Origin of the sequence: Pseudomonas sp. B6002 (genome assembly GCF_013385985.1) — a bacterium.
Lineage (GTDB): Bacteria > Pseudomonadota > Gammaproteobacteria > Pseudomonadales > Pseudomonadaceae > Aquipseudomonas.
In genome coordinates, this window is the sequence record NZ_JACAOY010000027.1 from 136,771 (window position 1) to 154,465 (window position 17,695).

Annotated in this window: 13 protein-coding genes and 4 tRNA genes; 6 read left to right on the plus strand and 11 right to left on the minus strand. The window is 59.6% G+C overall.

Going from position 1 to position 17,695, the window contains the following annotated elements; translation table 11 throughout:
* Positions 1-58 precede the first annotated feature (58 nt).
* The 9 genes from lon to HX792_RS26840 all read right to left on the minus strand — a co-directional run bounded on the left by lon (position 59) and on the right by HX792_RS26840 (position 7,788).
* Positions 59-2,455 carry an endopeptidase La gene (lon, locus tag HX792_RS26800; protein WP_176998900.1) on the minus strand — a complete coding sequence of 799 codons (2,397 nt, stop codon included), beginning with the start codon at positions 2,453-2,455 and terminating at the stop codon, positions 59-61.
* Positions 2,456-2,629: 174 nt separating this feature from the next.
* Positions 2,630-3,913 (minus strand): ATP-dependent Clp protease ATP-binding subunit ClpX, encoded by a 1,284-nt coding sequence (gene clpX, locus HX792_RS26805; protein WP_003238279.1) that lies wholly within the window; start codon positions 3,911-3,913, stop codon positions 2,630-2,632.
* A 112-nt stretch (positions 3,914-4,025) separates the two neighbouring features.
* Positions 4,026-4,661 (minus strand): ATP-dependent Clp endopeptidase proteolytic subunit ClpP, encoded by a 636-nt coding sequence (gene clpP, locus HX792_RS26810; protein ID WP_016974096.1) that lies wholly within the window; start codon positions 4,659-4,661, stop codon positions 4,026-4,028.
* Between the two features lie 91 nt (positions 4,662-4,752).
* Positions 4,753-6,063, minus strand: a complete 1,311-nt coding sequence (gene tig / locus HX792_RS26815; RefSeq protein WP_176998901.1) for a trigger factor — start codon at positions 6,061-6,063, stop codon at positions 4,753-4,755.
* A 488-nt stretch (positions 6,064-6,551) separates the two neighbouring features.
* The gene (locus HX792_RS26820) at positions 6,552-7,175 is read right to left on the minus strand and encodes an RNA polymerase sigma factor (protein WP_371319387.1); all 624 of its coding nucleotides are present in this window, start codon (positions 7,173-7,175) and stop codon (positions 6,552-6,554) included.
* 135 nt (positions 7,176-7,310) lie between these two features.
* Positions 7,311-7,386 (minus strand) — tRNA-His (locus HX792_RS26825).
* Positions 7,387-7,462: 76 nt separating this feature from the next.
* A tRNA-Leu gene (locus tag HX792_RS26830) sits at positions 7,463-7,547 on the minus strand.
* 56 nt (positions 7,548-7,603) lie between these two features.
* Positions 7,604-7,679, minus strand: a tRNA-His gene (locus HX792_RS26835).
* Positions 7,680-7,711: 32 nt separating this feature from the next.
* Positions 7,712-7,788, minus strand: a tRNA-Arg gene (locus tag HX792_RS26840).
* 275 nt (positions 7,789-8,063) lie between these two features.
* On the opposite strand from HX792_RS26840, the gene folD reads away from it, so the two are divergent.
* Together folD and pbpG are read left to right on the plus strand one after the other, a co-directional pair.
* Positions 8,064-8,918 carry a bifunctional methylenetetrahydrofolate dehydrogenase/methenyltetrahydrofolate cyclohydrolase FolD gene (gene folD, locus HX792_RS26845; RefSeq protein WP_176998903.1) on the plus strand — a complete coding sequence of 285 codons (855 nt, stop codon included), beginning with the start codon at positions 8,064-8,066 and terminating at the stop codon, positions 8,916-8,918.
* A 208-nt stretch (positions 8,919-9,126) separates the two neighbouring features.
* On the plus strand, positions 9,127-10,050 hold the full coding sequence (gene pbpG / locus HX792_RS26850; RefSeq protein WP_176998904.1) for a D-alanyl-D-alanine endopeptidase: 924 nt from the start codon (positions 9,127-9,129) through the stop codon (positions 10,048-10,050).
* A 146-nt stretch (positions 10,051-10,196) separates the two neighbouring features.
* On the opposite strand, the gene HX792_RS26855 is transcribed toward pbpG, so the two are convergent.
* The gene (locus tag HX792_RS26855; protein ID WP_176998905.1) at positions 10,197-10,859 is read right to left on the minus strand and encodes a peptidase C39 family protein; all 663 of its coding nucleotides are present in this window, start codon (positions 10,857-10,859) and stop codon (positions 10,197-10,199) included.
* Between the two features lie 211 nt (positions 10,860-11,070).
* On the opposite strand from HX792_RS26855, the gene HX792_RS26860 reads away from it, so the two are divergent.
* Complete coding sequence (locus HX792_RS26860; protein ID WP_176998906.1) at positions 11,071-11,232, plus strand: hypothetical protein; 162 nt, start codon at positions 11,071-11,073, stop codon at positions 11,230-11,232.
* Here the strand turns inward: HX792_RS26860 and HX792_RS26865 are convergent.
* Positions 11,229-11,639, minus strand: a complete 411-nt coding sequence (locus tag HX792_RS26865) for a hypothetical protein (RefSeq protein WP_176998907.1) — start codon at positions 11,637-11,639, stop codon at positions 11,229-11,231. The genes HX792_RS26860 and HX792_RS26865 overlap by 4 nt on opposite strands.
* 226 nt (positions 11,640-11,865) lie before the next feature.
* On the opposite strand from HX792_RS26865, the gene HX792_RS26870 reads away from it, so the two are divergent.
* Genes HX792_RS26870 through HX792_RS26880 form a run of 3 tightly spaced genes read left to right on the plus strand, consistent with a single transcriptional unit; the run spans position 11,866 to position 17,648 of the window.
* Positions 11,866-15,087 (plus strand): efflux RND transporter permease subunit, encoded by a 3,222-nt coding sequence (locus tag HX792_RS26870; RefSeq protein WP_176998908.1) that lies wholly within the window; start codon positions 11,866-11,868, stop codon positions 15,085-15,087.
* A complete protein-coding gene (locus tag HX792_RS26875) occupies positions 15,077-16,246 on the plus strand; it encodes an efflux RND transporter periplasmic adaptor subunit (RefSeq protein WP_176998909.1) in 1,170 nt (389 codons plus the stop codon). The genes HX792_RS26870 and HX792_RS26875 overlap by 11 nt, the downstream gene beginning before the upstream one ends.
* Complete coding sequence (locus HX792_RS26880; protein WP_176998910.1) at positions 16,230-17,648, plus strand: efflux transporter outer membrane subunit; 1,419 nt, start codon at positions 16,230-16,232, stop codon at positions 17,646-17,648. Before HX792_RS26875 ends, HX792_RS26880 begins: the two co-directional genes overlap by 17 nt.
* Positions 17,649-17,695 lie beyond the last annotated feature (47 nt).

Sequence of the window (17,695 nt, forward strand, 5' to 3'; positions counted from 1 at the left end):
GCCGCTTTATAACAAGGGCTCTAAAAAGCTGTCAAGGAAGCCACCAGGCTTAATCGCATTAATGCGTGCTAATTCTTTCCTTGGAATCAGACTCGCGTTTTTCGTCCTTCGCGACTATCTCCGGAGCCACATCCGGCAAGGGCTCCGGCGCGTATTGCAGCGCAATTTGCAGGACCTCGTCAATCCATTTAACCGGTTTAATCTGAAGATCCTGCTTGATGTTGTCAGGAATTTCCTTCAAGTCGCGAACATTCTCTTCCGGAATGATCACGGTCTTGATACCGCCCCGATGTGCAGCCAGCAATTTCTCTTTCAGACCACCGATCGCCAATACTTGGCCACGCAAGGTGATTTCACCGGTCATGGCCACGTCAGCGCGTACCGGAATGCCGGTCAATGCCGAGACCAGGGCCGTGCACATGCCTACGCCAGCGCTAGGGCCGTCTTTCGGGGTCGCCCCTTCCGGCATGTGGATGTGGGTGTCGTGCTTCTCGTGGAAGTCCAGGGGGATCCCCAGGCTCTTCGCGCGGCTGCGCACCACGGTCTGCGCGGCGGTAATGGATTCAACCATCACATCACCGAGGGAACCGGTCTTGATCAGTTGGCCTTTGCCAGGGATCACCGCCGCCTCGATGGTCAGCAATTCGCCGCCCACTTGGGTCCACGCCAGGCCAGTCACCTGCCCTACTTGATCCTGCTGCTCTGCCAAGCCGTAGCGGAATTTGCGCACGCCGAGGAAGTGTTCCAGCGAGTCGGCTGTCACCTTCACCGAGAAGCGTTTTTCCAGTGCGTGCTCTTTGACAGCCTTGCGGCAAATCTTCGCAATCTGGCGCTCCAGGCCCCGTACACCGGCCTCGCGGGTGTAGTAGCGCACGATGTCGCGGATGGTTTCGACCTCAAATTCAATCTCGCCTTTTTTCAGGCCATTGGCTGAAATCTGCTTGGGCGCGAGGTATTTGACGGCAATGTTGATCTTCTCGTCTTCGGTGTAGCCCGGCAGACGAATCACCTCCATCCGATCCAGCAGTGCTGGCGGGATGTTCATGGAGTTGGAGGTGCACAGGAACATCACGTCGGACAGGTCGTAGTCGACTTCCAGGTAATGGTCGTTGAAATTGTGGTTCTGCTCAGGATCGAGCACTTCCAGCAACGCCGACGCCGGATCGCCGCGCATGTCGCTGCCCATCTTGTCGATTTCATCGAGCAGGAACAGCGGGTTGCGCACGCCGACCTTTGTCATCTTTTGAATCAATCTTCCTGGCATCGAACCGATGTAAGTACGGCGATGGCCACGAATTTCCGCTTCATCACGCACACCGCCAAGGGCCATGCGCACGAATTTGCGGTTGGTGGCGTTGGCAATGGACTCGGCCAGGGAGGTTTTACCCACACCAGGCGGACCCACCAGGCACAACACCGGGCCACGAATCTTCTTCACGCGCTTTTGCACGGCGAGGTATTCGAGGATGCGTTCTTTGACTTCTTCAAGGCCGTAGTGATCGGCGTCGAGGATGTCCTCGGCACGCGCAAGGTCCAGGCGCACCTTGGTCTGGGCCTTCCACGGCACCTGCACCAGCCAGTCGATGTAGGAGCGCACCACGGTGGCTTCGGCCGACATCGGCGACATTTGTTTGAGCTTGTTCAGCTCGGCGGTGGCTTTGGTCAGGGCGTCTTTTGGCAGGCCTGCGGCATCGATGCGCTTTTTCAGCTCTTCGATTTCGTTGTGGCCTTCCTCGCTATCGCCGAGTTCCTTCTGAATGGCCTTCATCTGCTCATTCAGGTAGTACTCGCGCTGGCTGCGCTCCATTTGTTTCTTCACGCGACCACGGATGCGCTTCTCAACCTGCAGCAGGTCGATTTCCGCATCCAGCAAGGCCAGCACGTGCTCGACACGGGCCGACAGGTCAATGATCTCGAGGATGTCTTGCTTCTGCTCGATCTTCAGCGCCATGTGCGCAGCCATGGTGTCGACCAGGCGGCTTGGCTCATCGATGCTGTTGAGGGAAGACAGGACTTCAGCCGGGACTTTCTTGCCCAACTGCACATACTGCTCGAACTGCGAGAGCAGGCTGCGAACAAACACTTCGGATTCGCGCTCAGGGGCTTCGACTTCGTCGATCAGCGCCACTTCGGCGCGCAGGTGGCCATCCACCTCCATGAAACGCTCTACCGCACCACGCTGCTCGCCTTCTACCAGGACCTTGACGGTGCCATCAGGCAGCTTGAGCAATTGCAAGACAGTGGCAATGGTGCCGACGCGATACAGGGCGTCTTCGCCTGGATCATCATCAGCAGGATTTTTCTGGGCCAACAGCAGGATCTGCTTGTCGCCCGTCATCGCGGCCTCGAGGGCTTCGATAGACTTCTCGCGCCCCACGAACAGCGGGATAACCATGTGCGGATAGACGACGACATCACGCAACGGCAGGAGAGGCAATTCGATGGTGGTCTTCATGATTTCGCCTCTATGACAGATGAAAAATAAGCTTGAAACCAAGATGGGGGCTGCATGCAAAAAAAACAAGCGCAATGCCAGCAGTTAAACGCATGAATACACGCGAATTAAAAACCGCCCCAAAAAACAAGGGGCCCCGAAAGGCCCCTTGCTTGCTCTGCGACTGCAAAACGCTTACGCGTCTGGCGCAGCCTTGGCAGTCGGCTCACTGTTTTCGTAGATATACAGTGGCTTGGACTTGCCTTCTATAACGCTTTCGTCGATCACCACTTTACTCACCTCGGACTGCGAGGGGATTTCGTACATGGTGTCGAGCAACACGCCTTCGAGGATCGAACGCAGGCCACGTGCACCGGTCTTGCGCTCCAGCGCCCGCTTGGCAACGGACTTGAGGGCATCGGTGCGGAACTCGAGGTCCACGCCTTCCATCTCGAACAGCTTGGCGTATTGCTTGGTCAGGGCGTTTTTCGGCTCGGTGAGGATCTGGATCAAAGCCGCCTCATCCAACTCGTCCAACGTGGCCAGGACTGGCAGACGGCCAACGAACTCCGGGATCAGACCGAACTTGACCAGATCGTCAGGCTCGACTTCACGCAGGGACTCGCCCACCTTCTTGCCTTCTTCCTTGCTGCGCACTTCGGCACTGAAGCCGATGCCACCACGGGTGGAGCGCTGCTGGATAACTTTTTCCAGACCCGAGAACGCACCGCCACAGATGAACAGGATGTTGCGCGTATCAACCTGAAGGAATTCCTGCTGCGGGTGCTTGCGGCCACCTTGAGGCGGTACGGAAGCGACCGTGCCTTCGATCAGTTTCAACAGGGCTTGCTGCACGCCTTCACCGGAAACGTCCCGGGTGATCGACGGATTGTCGGACTTGCGCGAGATCTTGTCGATCTCGTCGATGTAGACAATACCCATCTGGGCCTTCTCTACGTCGTAGTCGCACTTCTGCAGCAGTTTCTGAATGATGTTCTCGACGTCCTCACCCACGTAGCCAGCCTCGGTGAGGGTGGTGGCGTCGGCGATGGTGAACGGAACGTTCAGCAGGCGAGCGAGGGTTTCTGCAAGCAGGGTTTTACCCGAGCCTGTAGGACCGATCAGCAAGATGTTGCTCTTGCCGAGTTCAACTTCGTCGCCTTTCTTGTCACGCTGGTTCAGACGCTTGTAGTGGTTGTATACCGCTACGGCCAGAACCTTCTTTGCACGCTCTTGACCGATGACATACTGGTCAAGGATGCCGCTGATTTCTTTAGGCGAAGGCAATTTATGCGCACTGCTCTCGGCCTGGGCTTCCTGCACCTCCTCGCGGATGATGTCATTGCACAGGTCGACGCACTCGTCGCAGATAAACACCGAGGGGCCGGCAATCAATTTGCGTACTTCATGCTGGCTTTTGCCGCAGAAGGAGCAATAGAGCAGCTTGCCGTTGTCCTCGCCGTTGCGGGTGTCAGTCATTCGTTCGATCCAAATCCGATAGGCTTGCAACACAAGATGAAGGCTTATGCGGGCTTTTTCAAGCCCGCCAGTGGTCGGACATGCCGACCAGCCCTATTTTGAGCGGCTTATATTAAGCGGGGCGCTTGTCGATCACTGCGTCGATCAACCCGTATTCACGAGCCGCTTCGGCACTCATGAAGTTGTCGCGGTTGGTGTCGCGCTCGATTTCTTCCAGGGTGCGCCCGCTGTGCTTGGCCATCAGCGTGTTGAGACGCTCGCGGATGAACAGGATTTCCTTGGCGTGGATTTCGATGTCTGACGCCTGGCCCTGGAAACCGCCCAGTGGCTGGTGAATCATCACGCGCGAGTTAGGCAGGCAGAAACGCTTGCCCTCGGCACCTGCGGTCAGCAGGAATGCGCCCATGCTGCAGGCCTGGCCGATGCAGGTGGTCGACACGTTCGGCTTGATGAACTGCATGGTGTCGTAGATCGACATGCCTGCAGTGACCGAACCGCCTGGGGAGTTGATGTAGAGATGGATGTCCTTGTCCGGGTTTTCGGCTTCAAGGAACAGCAGTTGCGCACAGATCAGGTTGGCCATGTAGTCCTCTACGGGGCCCACCAGAAAGATCACTCGCTCCTTGAGCAGGCGCGAGTAGATGTCGTAGGCGCGTTCGCCACGAGCGGACTGCTCTACAACCATCGGGACCAGGCCGCCAGCGGCCTGGATATCAGAGTTCTGCTGAATATAGGAATTACGGAACATGCTCTGCAGTTACTCCCAAATAGTCATGTCTTGAAAACGCATAAGCCAGCGCGAGGCTGGCTTATGGTTGAATTTCCAACGAGTTGGACAATCAGTCGGCTTGTGCTGCTTCCGCCGGTTTGACTGCTTCTTCGTAAGAGACCGCTTTATCGGTCACCTTAGCCTTCTGCAGAACAGTATCCACAACTTGTTCTTCCAGCACAACCGAACGTACTTCGTTCAGTTGCTGGTCGTTCTTGTAGTACCAAGCCACGACCTGCTCAGGCTCCTGGTAGGCCGAAGCCATTTCCTGGATCATTTCGCGAACGCGATCTTCGTCAGGCTTGAGGTCGAACTGCTTGACCACTTCAGCCACGACCAGACCCAGCACAACACGGCGCTTGGCTTGCTCTTCGAACAGCTCGGCCGGCAGTTGGTCTGGCTTGATGTTGCCACCAAACTGCTGAACCGCTTGAACGCGCAGGCGATCCACTTCGTTGGACAGCAGAGCCTTAGGCACTTCGATCGGGTTGGCAGCCAGCAGACCGTCCATAACCTGGTTCTTGACCTTGGACTTGATGGCCTGACGCAGCTCGCGCTCCATGTTCTTGCGAACTTCGGTGCGGAAGCCTTCGATACCGGTTTCCTTGATGCCGAATTGAGCGAAGAACTCTTCGTTCAGCTCAGGCAGCTTAGGCTCGGAAACGCTGTTGACGGTCACGGTGAACTCAGCAACTTTGCCCGCCAGGTCCAGGTTCTGGTAGTCAGCCGGGAAAGTCAGGTTCAGAACGCGCTCTTCGCCGGCTTTAGCGCCAACCAGGCCGTCTTCGAAGCCAGGGATCATGCGGTTGGAACCCAGCACCAGCTGAGTGCCCTTGGCGGAGCCGCCAGCGAATGCTTCGCCGTCAACCTTGCCAACGAAATCGATGTTCAGCTGGTCTTCGTTCTGGGCTGCACGGTCGGCCACTTCGAAACGGGTGTTCTGCTTGCGCAGGATTTCCAGCATGTTGTCCAGGTCCGAATCAGCCACGTCAGCGCTCAGGCGCTCTACGGCAATACCTTCGAAACCGGCAACTTCGAACTCTGGGAACACTTCGAATACGGCAACGTATTCCAGGTCCTTGCCAGCTTCCAGGGATTTAGGCTCGATCGAAGGCGAGCCAGCCGGGTTCAGCTTTTGCTCGACAACGGCTTCGTAGAAGGAAGCCTGGATCACGTCACCAATCGCTTCCTGGCGCGCATCGGCACCGAAACGGCGCTTGATTTCGGTCATTGGCACTTTGCCTGGACGGAAACCAGCGATCTTGGCCTTTTGGGCAGTCTGCTGCAGACGCTTGTTGACCGCAGTCTCAATACGCTCTGCCGGAACGGTGATGCTCAGGCGGCGCTCGATGGCAGTAGTATTTTCAACAGAAACTTGCATGGATATTCCTCGTTGCACAGACGTTAGCCGGCCGTTTCCGACCCCAGAATCAAGGGCATGCATTCTAGTGGGTCAAACTCAAGAAGTCACCCTACTGAAAACGGGTAGAAAAACAGCAGGCCATTTATAGGTTCAAGTGCACGCATGCACCTCATCCCGTTAGCAAATACAGCTCATCACGCCAGGGCTCTGCGTCAGCCCTTCTATATATAGAAGAGCCTGGGAGCGCGCCCCTGGCCACTGGACTTGCGAGCAAGGCCAGCGGGTACGGCGACAGCATCGAGACACACAAATACGACGAAACGCCCTACCCTGAAAACTCGAAACACTTAAACAAAAACGGCACAGCCCCGTTTCCAGGTACTGTGCCGTCTTCGCTATTAAATAGCTGTACTGATCCGGAAATAGCCCTGAATCAGTTCCACACGCTCAAAACCGGCAACGATTCTAACGCCAAGGCATTGAGAATGCTTGTTTTTTTCTGTGCGTCAAGAACCGGCCGAGGCCTGATACTGATCAACCGCCGCAAACACCCGAATTCGCGCGCGATGCAACAGCACCCGGGCATTGGAGAGGCTCACGCCAAGCAACTCGGCAATCTCTTCAAGCTCAAGCCCAACACGCTCACGCAACACCAAGGCAGCGCTCTGAGATGCCGAAAGCGCCTGCAACGCATGCTCGATACACACCCGCAACTCTTCCTCACTCGCCAGAGCCTCGGGCGTGTCCTCGTGCCACCCGCCAGGCGGGGGCGCCCATTGCCCGTCGACCGCACCAAAACGCTCATCGAGCAGCCCATCATCGACAAACATTTCACGACGAGTTTGACCGTAACGACCTTTCGCTTTGTTGGCTGTGATGGTCAGCACCCAGGTCTTGAGGCTGGAGCGCCCCTGAAAACCACTCAAGCCCCGAACAACAGCCAGCCAGGCGTCCTGCACCACATCATCCACATGCCGATGCCCCGCAATAGCAGACGCCACCGCTCGCATGGCGCCCTGATGCGCATTGACCAAGTCGCAATAGGCAGACTGCTCACCCTGCAAAAGGCGATCCAGCAACTGCGCCTCCCCCATCACGTGCTGATGCTCATCCTGCTGGAGTGCCAACATATCCAGATCCTCGACGATAACTTCCGATGAGGACCCAGACCCACGCAAGGCCATCCTCGCCCATACATACGTGGCGCAGCATTTTCCGGATGCAAAAAAAAGCGCCAGATCATAGATCTGGCGCTTTTCTGAATATGGGGTGGACGAAGGGGATCGAACCCTCGACAACGGGAGTCACAATCCCGTGCTCTACCAACTGAGCTACGCCCACCATCTTGCATCAACAAAGAACTCGAACATCTTCCTTGTCTGGCCTCACCCTGCCCGAAGGCCTGGTAAAGCTTAATTGGTGCGGATGAAGAGACTCGAACTCTTACGCCTCGCGGCGCTGGAACCTAAATCCAGTGTGTCTACCAATTCCACCACATCCGCGCTTGAAGCTCTTAAAGCAAAGGCGCCAGATGTTTAATCTGGCGCCTTTCGAAATATGGGGTGGACGATGGGGATCGAACCCACGACAACAGGAGTCACAATCCTGTGCTCTACCAACTGAGCTACGCCCACCATATTGCGCTACTTGTGCCAAAGCTGCCTAATGGCGCACCCGGCAGGACTCGAACCTGCGACCATCCGCTTAGAAGGCGGATGCTCTATCCAGCTGAGCTACGGGCGCCTTATTAATCTGTACTCTTGGAGGATTACAAACTAAGTGCTTCCAGCCTTACAGAACAACAATTCTGCTCGACCTTCTTGACCAGTGCTAGGCTGTGCCCGACAAGTGCGACGAATAGTATAGAGGGCCTGGAAACCCGTCAAATCTTTTTTGAAAAAAATTCATTTTATTTAAGGGGTTAGGGCAATTTGCTGACCAAGCGCCTTTGCCCTCACGTCCTGGCATGCGAGAATGCGCGCACTTTTCTTCCCCCTCTCGATGGTTAATCACGCGTAATGACTGCACAACTTATCGACGGCAAATCAATCGCCGCCAGCCTGCGCCAGCAGATCGCCAAACGCGTCAACGAGCGTAGCCAGCAAGGCCTGCGTACGCCCGGCCTCGCGGTGATCCTGGTCGGCAGCGATCCTGCCTCTCAGGTTTATGTCTCGCACAAGCGTAAAGACTGTGAAGAGGTCGGCTTTATCTCCAAGGCCTACGACTTGCCTTCCGAGACCACCCAACAGGCCCTCACCGACCTGATCGACGGCCTCAACGATGACCCGGCCATCGACGGCATCCTGCTGCAACTGCCGCTGCCGGAACACCTGGACGCCTCCAAACTGCTGGAGCGCATTCGCCCCGACAAAGACGTGGACGGTTTCCACCCTTATAACGTCGGTCGCCTGGCCCAGCGTATCCCGCTGCTGCGCCCGTGCACCCCGAAAGGCATCATGACCCTGCTGGAAAGCACCGGTGTCGACCTCTACGGTCTCGACGCCGTCGTGGTCGGTGCTTCCAATATCGTTGGTCGCCCAATGGCCATGGAGCTGCTGCTGGCCGGCTGCACCGTGACCGTCACCCACCGCTTCACCAAGGACCTGGCAGGCCACGTCGGCCGCGCCGACCTGGTGGTCGTTGCCGCCGGCAAGCCGGGCCTGGTCAAGGGCGAGTGGATCAAGGAAGGCGCCATCGTGATCGACGTGGGCATCAACCGCCAGGAAGACGGCAAGCTGGTTGGCGATGTGGTGTACGAAACCGCCCTGCCCCGTGCCGGCTGGATCACGCCGGTACCCGGCGGCGTTGGCCCGATGACCCGTGCCTGCCTGCTGGAAAACACCCTGTATGCCGCAGAGACCCTGCACGGTTAATAACCAGGCGTACTGAAAAAGCCCTGCCTTATCGCAGGGCTTTTTATTGTCCGCAGGAAACCCTGTTTTTTCTTAGTTTTTAAGAACTTTCGTCCGGTTCTAGAAGAACATTCGACAGTTTCTGATCCATACTCCTAAAATGTAACGGCATTTATCAAAAACCCGTTTCCGAACGGTATTTCCTTACTTTTTTAGCGAGTTCATCCGCGTGAAAATTCGTCTCTCTCTCGTCAGCCTATTTTTTGCGTTTACAGGCACCTTTGCACACGCCGCCGAAACCACCCTGGCGCCGCGTGATACCTCCAAACTGCAAATCGCCTCCGGCAGCGCCATGCTGGTGGATTTGCAGACCAACAAGGTCATTTACTCCAGTAACCCGGACGTGGTGGTGCCCATCGCGTCGGTGAGCAAATTGATGACGGGCCTGGTGGTGCTTGAAGCCAAGCAAAACATGGATGAGTACATCGATATCAACATCAAGGACACGCCGGAAATGAAAGGCGTGTTCTCCCGCGTGAAAATCGGCAGCGAAATGCCGCGCAAGGAAATGCTGCTGATCGCCCTGATGTCCTCGGAAAACCGCGCCGCTGCCAGCCTTGCCCACCACTACCCGGGCGGCTACCCGGCGTTTATTGCGGCGATGAACGCCAAAGCCAAGGCACTGGGCATGACCAGCACACACTATGTAGAGCCCACCGGCCTGTCGATCCACAACGTATCCACCGCCCGTGACCTGAGCAAATTGCTGGCCGCTGCGCGCCACTACCCGCTGTTGAGCCAGCTGAGCACCACCAAGGAAAAAACCGTGTCGTTCCGCAAACCCAACTACACCTTGGGTTTCTCCAACACCGACCACTTGATCAACCGCGCCAACTGGGACATCAAGCTGACCAAGACCGGTTTCACCAACCAGGCCGGCCACTGCCTGGTGCTGGTGACCAGCATGGGTAACCGCCCGGTGTCGCTGGTAATCCTGGATGCTTTCGGCAAGTTCACCCACTTCGCCGATGCCGGCCGCATCCGCAACTGGGTCGAGACCGGCAAGAGCGGCTCGGTGCCTGACGTAGCATTGCGCTACAAGGCCGACAAAAACCTGAAGAACCGTCCTAACGCCGCGGAAGTGCGCCGCTAAACACGCCACCTCCCTGTGTGAGCAGGCTTGTGTGGGAGCTGGCTTGCCTGCGATGCAGACACCAAGGTGTTTCAGTTACACCGCGGTGATGCTATCGCAGGCAAGCCAGCTCCCACATGCCCACACTGGCCTTTAGAGGCTGGCCGTTACTTTCTTTCCGCCAACACCTTAAGTGCCTGCGCCGCCGCCTGCTCCTGCCCAGCCTGCGCCGTCGCATTGGCCGCATCGCGCCAACGCTGTGCCTCCACATTGGCCGGCAACTGGCTTGGGCGCTGGGTCAAAATCCCCCAGTTACCCGCACTCTTCCACGCCGATTCAAAGTCGCTGAAGCTCATCAACAGCCGCCGGTCCATACCCGATCGCAGCAGCACCGTGCTCTTCTGCTGGTTGAACCCCACCACCACGACGTAGCGCGTCCCCGACCAAAAGCTTGAATTGATCCGCGCCATCACCGGGTAACCCGCCGCCACCTGTGCCAGCACCGCCGTCAGCTTGGCATCCACCGGGTACACCATCAGCCCGTACTCGCGCGCCAGCACCTGCATGTTGCGCTCAAGGTCCGCCTCGCCACCCGGCAAGTGCAGGGGTTTATCCAGCAGCCCGGGTGTCATGACAATGCCTTGTTGCGACAGCATGCTGGCTAAAGCCGAAGGGCCGCTCTGATAGGCCTCGCTGCGAAAGGTTGGCACGCCATTGAGTTCGACACGTTCCGGCAGGCCCGCCAGTTTCGAAGGATGCCCGGAACAGGCGCCTAACCCCAGCGCGCAGGCCAGCAACAAGGATGTTTGAAGGTTCGACCGTAACCGCAATTTTCTACTCGCTTGATCAGCTTCCGGTAAGGGCCTTGATCATAGGGCGCCGAGCCACGCCGGTATAGCCCAAGCCCTTAGTAAAACGCGCGGGATAGAGCAAAGAAGTTGGAAGGACTCGACCATTGGTCAATAGCGGGCAACCGCCAGGTGACTAGACTGTCCATTGAGAAGACTGTGTGTGCCCCGCAGGGGGCGAAAGGAGGCCCGAATGAGCCTTGCAACAACGATTTTTATGTTGATCTGCGGTTGGCTGGCGGTTGCCGGCGCCATGTTGTGGGGGGTCATGCGCGTGACCCGTCGGCACCATCACCCCCACGTCAAACCGGCTGCACCGACCAAGCCCCATAAGGCTGCGGTGCACCACGCCTAGCCAGGCATGCAACTGAAGTCCTGCGTCGCGGCCACTTCCTTGCCGTGCCCATCCTTGAGGGAGGCGCGCACGGTGGTGCCGAGGCTGGATTCCACCAGGGTGTAGTGCTCGCCCGCCTTGAAGTTCTTGTAGTCGACCCGACCCTGGCAGTCCTGCTGGTTGTCGTCGCCTGGCTCTTCTTCGAACAGCGTCACGTCCAGGCGGTGCTCGCCCGGGGTCACTTCAAAAAAGCGCCCGTCATCCACGCGCTTGCCATCCACGCGCTCGGCCATCAGGTCATTCGGCGCTTCTTCCTTCAGACCAATCCAGGCTTCGCTCGGGTCAGCCTTGGGAAGGGGGCCGGCGCACGCCGACAACAACAGGACAGCACCCAGGGCGGGAATCAACAACAACGGTTTAAGTAACATGGCAAGGCTCCAAAAGGACATCGATAAACACGGTGGACGGCACTCAACTGTGTCGCGTCCGATGGGTTACAAGCTTGAGGAGCCACCCTTTGTAGAACAAATGAATACATATGAAACGATCTTCAGCCCTTAACTAAATGTTCCTTCACCTCGCTGAAAGGCGCGTGTTAGGTGGGTCGGGCAAGACTGCCGGGGTTTGCAATCCTGCTCCAATGGAGGTTCACGCATGCTCGGGCTGGTAAAGACCGCACTGCAAAAGCCGTACACGTTTATCGTGTTGGCCATATTCATCTGCATCATCGGGCCGATGGCGGCCCTGCGAACCCCTACGGATGTTTTCCCCGATATCGGCATCCCCGTGGTCGCCGTGGTCTGGCAGTACAACGGCCTGTCGCCGGACGCCATGGCCGGTCGGGTGATCTACACCTACGAACGCTCCCTGAGCACCACCGTCAACGACATCGAACACATCGAATCGCAATCGCTGCCCGGCATGGGCATCGTCAAGATCTTTTTCCAACCGGGCGTGGACATCCGCACCGCCAACGCCCAAGTGACGGCCGTTTCACAAACCGTCCTCAAGCAAATGCCACCGGGCATCACGCCACCGCTGATCCTCAACTACAGCGCTTCCACGGTGCCGATCCTGCAACTGGCGTTCTCCAGCCCCAGCCTCTCGGAGGCCAAGATCCGCGACCTGGTGCAGAACAACATCCGCCTGCCCCTGAGCGCCCTGCCCGGCCTGGCCATGCCCACGCCAATGGGCGGCAAGCAACGCCAGATCACGCTGGACCTCGACCCGCAGGCGCTCGCGGCCAAAGGTTTGTCGGCCCAGGACGTGGGCAACGCGCTCGCGCTGCAGAACCAGATCATCCCGGTGGGCACCGCCAAGCTCGGCCCCAACGAATACACAATCCTGCTCAACAACAGCCCCAAGGCGATCGATGAACTCAACGACCTGCCGATCAAGACCGTCGACGGTGCGCTGATCACCATCGGCCAGGTGGCCCACGTGCGTGACGGCTCACCACCGCAGACCAACATCGTGCGCGTCGACGGCCACCGCGCCGTGCTGATGCCGGCGCTGAAAAACGGCAGCATCTCCACCCTGTCGATCATCGACGGCATCCGCCAGATGCTGCCGCGCATCAACGAAACCCTGCCACCGTCGCTGAAGACCTCACTGCTGGGTGACGCCTCGGTGTTCGTCAAAGAGTCGGTGGGCAGCGTGGCCCAGGAAGGCATCATCGCCGCCCTGCTGACCAGTGCGATGATCCTGCTGTTCCTCGGCAGCTGGCGGTCGACGCTGATCATCGCCGCCTCGATTCCCCTGGCCGTGCTCTCGGCCATCGCCCTGCTGGCCGCCACAGGGCAAACCCTCAACGTCATGACCCTGGGTGGGCTGGCGTTGGCGGTGGGGATTCTGGTGGACGACGCCACGGTGACCATCGAAAACATCAACTGGCACCTGGAACAAGGCAAGGCGGTGAAAACCGCGATCCTCGACGGCGCCGCGCAAATCGTCGGCCCGGCGTTTGTCTCGCTGCTGTGCATCTGCATCGTGTTCGTGCCGATGTTCCTGCTGCAAGGCATCGCCGGCTACCTGTTCCGGCCGATGGCCCTGGCGGTGATCTTTGCCATGGCCAGCTCGTTCATCCTGTCGCGCACGCTGGTGCCGACCCTGGCGATGTTCCTGCTCAAGCCCCATGTGCCGGAGCAAGGGCCGGGGCATCACCCGGAAGATGAGTTCATCAACCATCACGAGGGCGAGCAGCACACCAAACCGCGCAATGCCGTGCTGCAAGCGGTGCTGAATTTCCAGCAGGGTTTCGAGCGCCACTTCTCGAATATCCGCGACACCTACCACGGTCTGCTGACCTTGGCGCTGGACCATCGCAAGCGCTTCATCGTCGGGTTCCTGGCCTGCGTACTCGCCTCGTTCCTGTTGCTGCCAAGCCTGGGCCAGGACTTCTTCCCGGCCACCGACGCCGGCGCCCTCGCCCTGCACGTGCGCCTGCCACTGGGCACGCGCATCGAAGAAAGCGCGGCCGCCTTCGACCGCATTGAAGCGCGGATCCGCGAGGTGATCCCGGCCGAAGAACTCGACACCATTGTCGATAACATCGGCATTCCCCTCAGCGGCATCGACATGGCCTACAGCAGCAGCGGCACCATCGGCCCACAGGATGGCGACATCCAGGTCACCTTGAAAAAGGACCATGCGCCGACTGCCGACTACGTGAAGAAGCTGCGCGAAGCCCTGCCCGAAAGCTTTCCCGGCAGCCACTTCGCCTTCCTGCCCGCCGACATCAGCAGCCAGATCCTCAACTTCGGCGCACCCGCCCCGCTGGACGTGAAAATCTCCGGGCGCAGCGATGAAGAAAACCGCGCCTACGCGGTGGAACTGGAGCGTCGCCTGCAACACGTACCGGGCATCGCCGACCTGCGCATCCAGCAGTCCACCGGCTACCCGTCGCTGCAAGTGAACGTGGATCGCATGCGCGCCAATGGCCTGGGCATCACCGAGCGTGACGTGACCAACAGCATGGTCGCGTCCCTCGCCGGCAGCTCCCAGGTGGCACCGACGTTCTGGCTCAACCCGGCCAACGGCGTGTCGTACTCAATCGTCGCCGCCACCCCGCAGTACCGTCTCGACAGCCTGCCGACCCTGGAAGCCTTGCCGGTGACCGGTGCCGATGGCCAGTCGCAAATCCTCGGCGGCGTGGCCACCATCTCGCGGGTGCAGAGCCCGGCGGTGGTGACCCACTACAACATCGAACCGACCCTGGACCTGTACGCCAACGTGCAAGGGCGTGACTTGGGCGGCGTCGCCCGCGACGTGCAAAAAGTGCTGGATGACACCGCCTCCATGCGCCCCAAAGGCGCGGTGATCAGCCTGCACGGGCAGATCGATGCATTGCATGAAGCCTTCAGCGGCCTGAGCTTTGGCCTGCTCGGCGCGGTGGTGCTGATCTACCTGCTGATCGTGGTCAACTTCCAGTCCTGGGCCGACCCGTTTGTGATCATCACCGCACTGCCCGCCGCATTGGCCGGCATCGTGTGGATGTTGTTCCTCAGCGGCACATCGTTGTCAGTGCCGGCCCTCACCGGGGCCATCCTGTGCATGGGCGTGGCCACGGCCAACTCGATCCTGGTGGTGAGCTTCTGCCGTGAGCGCCTGGCCGAACATGGCGATGCACTCAAGGCCGCGATGGAAGCCGGCTACACACGCTTTCGCCCGGTGTGCATGACCGCCTTGGCCATGATCATCGGCATGCTGCCACTGGCGATTTCCCAAGAACAAAACGCCCCCCTCGGCCGGGCGGTGATCGGTGGTTTGATCTTCGCCACCGTCGCCACCCTGCTGTTTGTTCCCGTGGTCTTCAGCCTGGTCCACGGGCGTCATCCTACTCGCGCTGTTGCTGGAGAAACTTCACATGTCGTCTGATCACAAACCCTCGCGCAAGCGTCTGATGCTCATGGGTGTCGGCGGCCTGACTCTGGCCGCCCTGTTGGTCGCCAACGGCCTGCACGCCCGCACGATGCACGAACAATCGGTGACCGCCTGGACGGAAACCGCCGCCATCCCCCAAGTGATGGTGTTCCAGCCCAAGCAAAACGCTGCGGGTGACACGCTGCGCTTGCCGGCGCACCTGGAGGCCTGGAGCAAAGCGCCGATTCATGCCCGGGTCAGTGGCTATCTCAAGGACTGGAAAGCCGACATCGGCACCCAAGTCAAAGCCGGGCAAGTCCTCGCCGAAATCGACAGCCCGGACCTGGACCAGCAACTGGCGCAAACCCACGCCCGGTTGATGCAGGAGCAAGCCAATGCGCGCCTGGCGGAGACCACCGCCACGCGCTGGCAAAACCTGTTGGCCAGCCATTCGGTGTCGCGCCAGGAAGCCGATGAAAAAACCTCTAACGCCGCCGCAGCCAAAGCCAATGCCGAAGCCGCCGCTGCCGACTATGCACGGCTGTCGGCACTGGAAAGCTACAAGACCATCCGCGCTCCATTCGCTGGCACCATCACCGCGCGCAACACCGATATCGGCCAGTTGATCAAGGCCGATACCGACAGCGACCCGGAGCTGTTCAACATTGCCGATACCCACCAACTACGCCTGTACGTGCCGGTGCCGCAGAACTATGCGGCAGTGATCCACCCAGGCCTCGAAGCTGAACTGACCGTGCCGGAACACCCGGGCGAGCACTTCAAGGCGCGCCTGATCGGTGACTCCACCGCCATCGATCGGCGTTCCGGCACCTTGCTCGCGCAGTTCGTGGCCGATAACCCCAACGGTGAATTGCTGCCCGGTGACTACGCCGAAGCCACGCTGCCGATCCCGGCCGACACCCACGGCGTGAGCATCCCGGCCAGCGCGTTGATCTTCCGCGCCCAAGGCACCCAAGTGGCGGTGCTGGACGCGCAGAACCATGTGCACCTGCAAAACATCCACATCGGCCTCGACCTCGGCGAACGCCTGGTGATCGACCAGGGCCTCAAGCCCGCCGACCGCATCGTCGACAACCCGCCCGATGCCCTGCGCGAAGGTGACCCGGTGCAACTGGCCGACGCCGCCGGAGGTGCGCATGCGCCCAAGGCTTAAGCCCCTCGCGGCCTTGATGCTGCTGGCATTGCAAGGCTGCTCGATGGCGCCCACCTACAAGGTGCCAAGCGTGGACCTGCCCGCCAGCTATCGCGAACAGACCAGCGACGGCCCGTGGCACAGCGCGCAGCCGTCCGACCAGTTGGCGCCCGAATGGTGGAAGCTTTACAACGACCCGCGCCTGAGCGCGCTGCAACAACAACTGCTCAAGGCCAACCCGGACCTGGCCGCAGCGTTGGCGCACTTTGATGCATCCCAGGCCTATGCCAGCCAGCTGCATGCCGGCTTGTTCCCGCAGATCACCGCCAGCGCACAACCCCTGCGCCAGCGGCAATCGGACACACGACCGTTGCGTGGCAGCACACAGCCGTCGGTGTACAACAGCAACACCGCCGGGTTTTCGTTGAGCTATGACTTGGACCTGTGGGGCAAGATCCGCAACCAGGTCGCGGCCGGCGATGCCCAGGCGCAAGCCTCTGGCGATGACCTGGCCGTGGCGCGCTTGAGCCTGCAGCATCAGTTGGCGACCTTGTACGTGCAGCTCAACGGCCTGGATGCCCAGGCGCGGATTCTCAACAGCTCGCTGGACGATTTCAGCCAGGCGTTGCAACTGACCCGCAGCCGCTACGAAGGCCAGATTGCCTCGGAGCTGGACCTGACCCGCGCGCAAAACCAGCTGGCCGAAGCCAAGGCCCAGCTGGATGAAGTGCGGGCCCAGCGCAACCTCACCGAGCATGCGATTGGCGAACTGGTGGGGGTAGCCGCGAGCACCTTCACACTGCCGCCGAGCCAGCAATTGATCGCGTTGCCTGGCATTCCATCGCAGCTGCCGAGCCACCTGCTGCAACGGCGCCCGGACATTGCTGCGGCGGAACGCCGGGTGTTTGCCGCCAACGCCAACATCGGCGTGGCCAAGGCGGCCTGGTACCCGGATTTCAGCCTCACCGGTTTGATTGGCGGGCAGACCCAAGGGGTGGGCAACCTGTTGTCGGCGGGTAATCGTTATTGGGCGCTAGGGCCGTTGGTCAATTTACCGATCTTCGATGGCGGCCGTTTGAGCGCCAATGAGCGTCAGGCCAAGGCCGAATTCGAAGAGGCCTCGGCGCAGTACCGCAGCCACGTGTTGAAAGCCATCCGCGAGGTGGAAGATAACCTGGCGCAACTGCGGGATTTGCAGCAGGAAGCCCAGGATGAACAAGCCGCGGCGGATGCGGCGCAGCATACCCAGGCGCTGGCGATGAACAGTTACCAGGCAGGGGCAGTGAGTTACCTGGATGTGGTGACCGCGCAGACCGCCGCGTTGCAGGCACAGCGCACGTTGCAGGCGGTGCAGACGCGGCAGTTGCAAGCCAGCGTCGGTTTAGTCACAGCGTTGGGCGGCGGCTGGCAACCCTCCTCCTGACACCCCGTAATCACCTGTAGGAGCCGGCTTGCCGGCGATGGCGATAA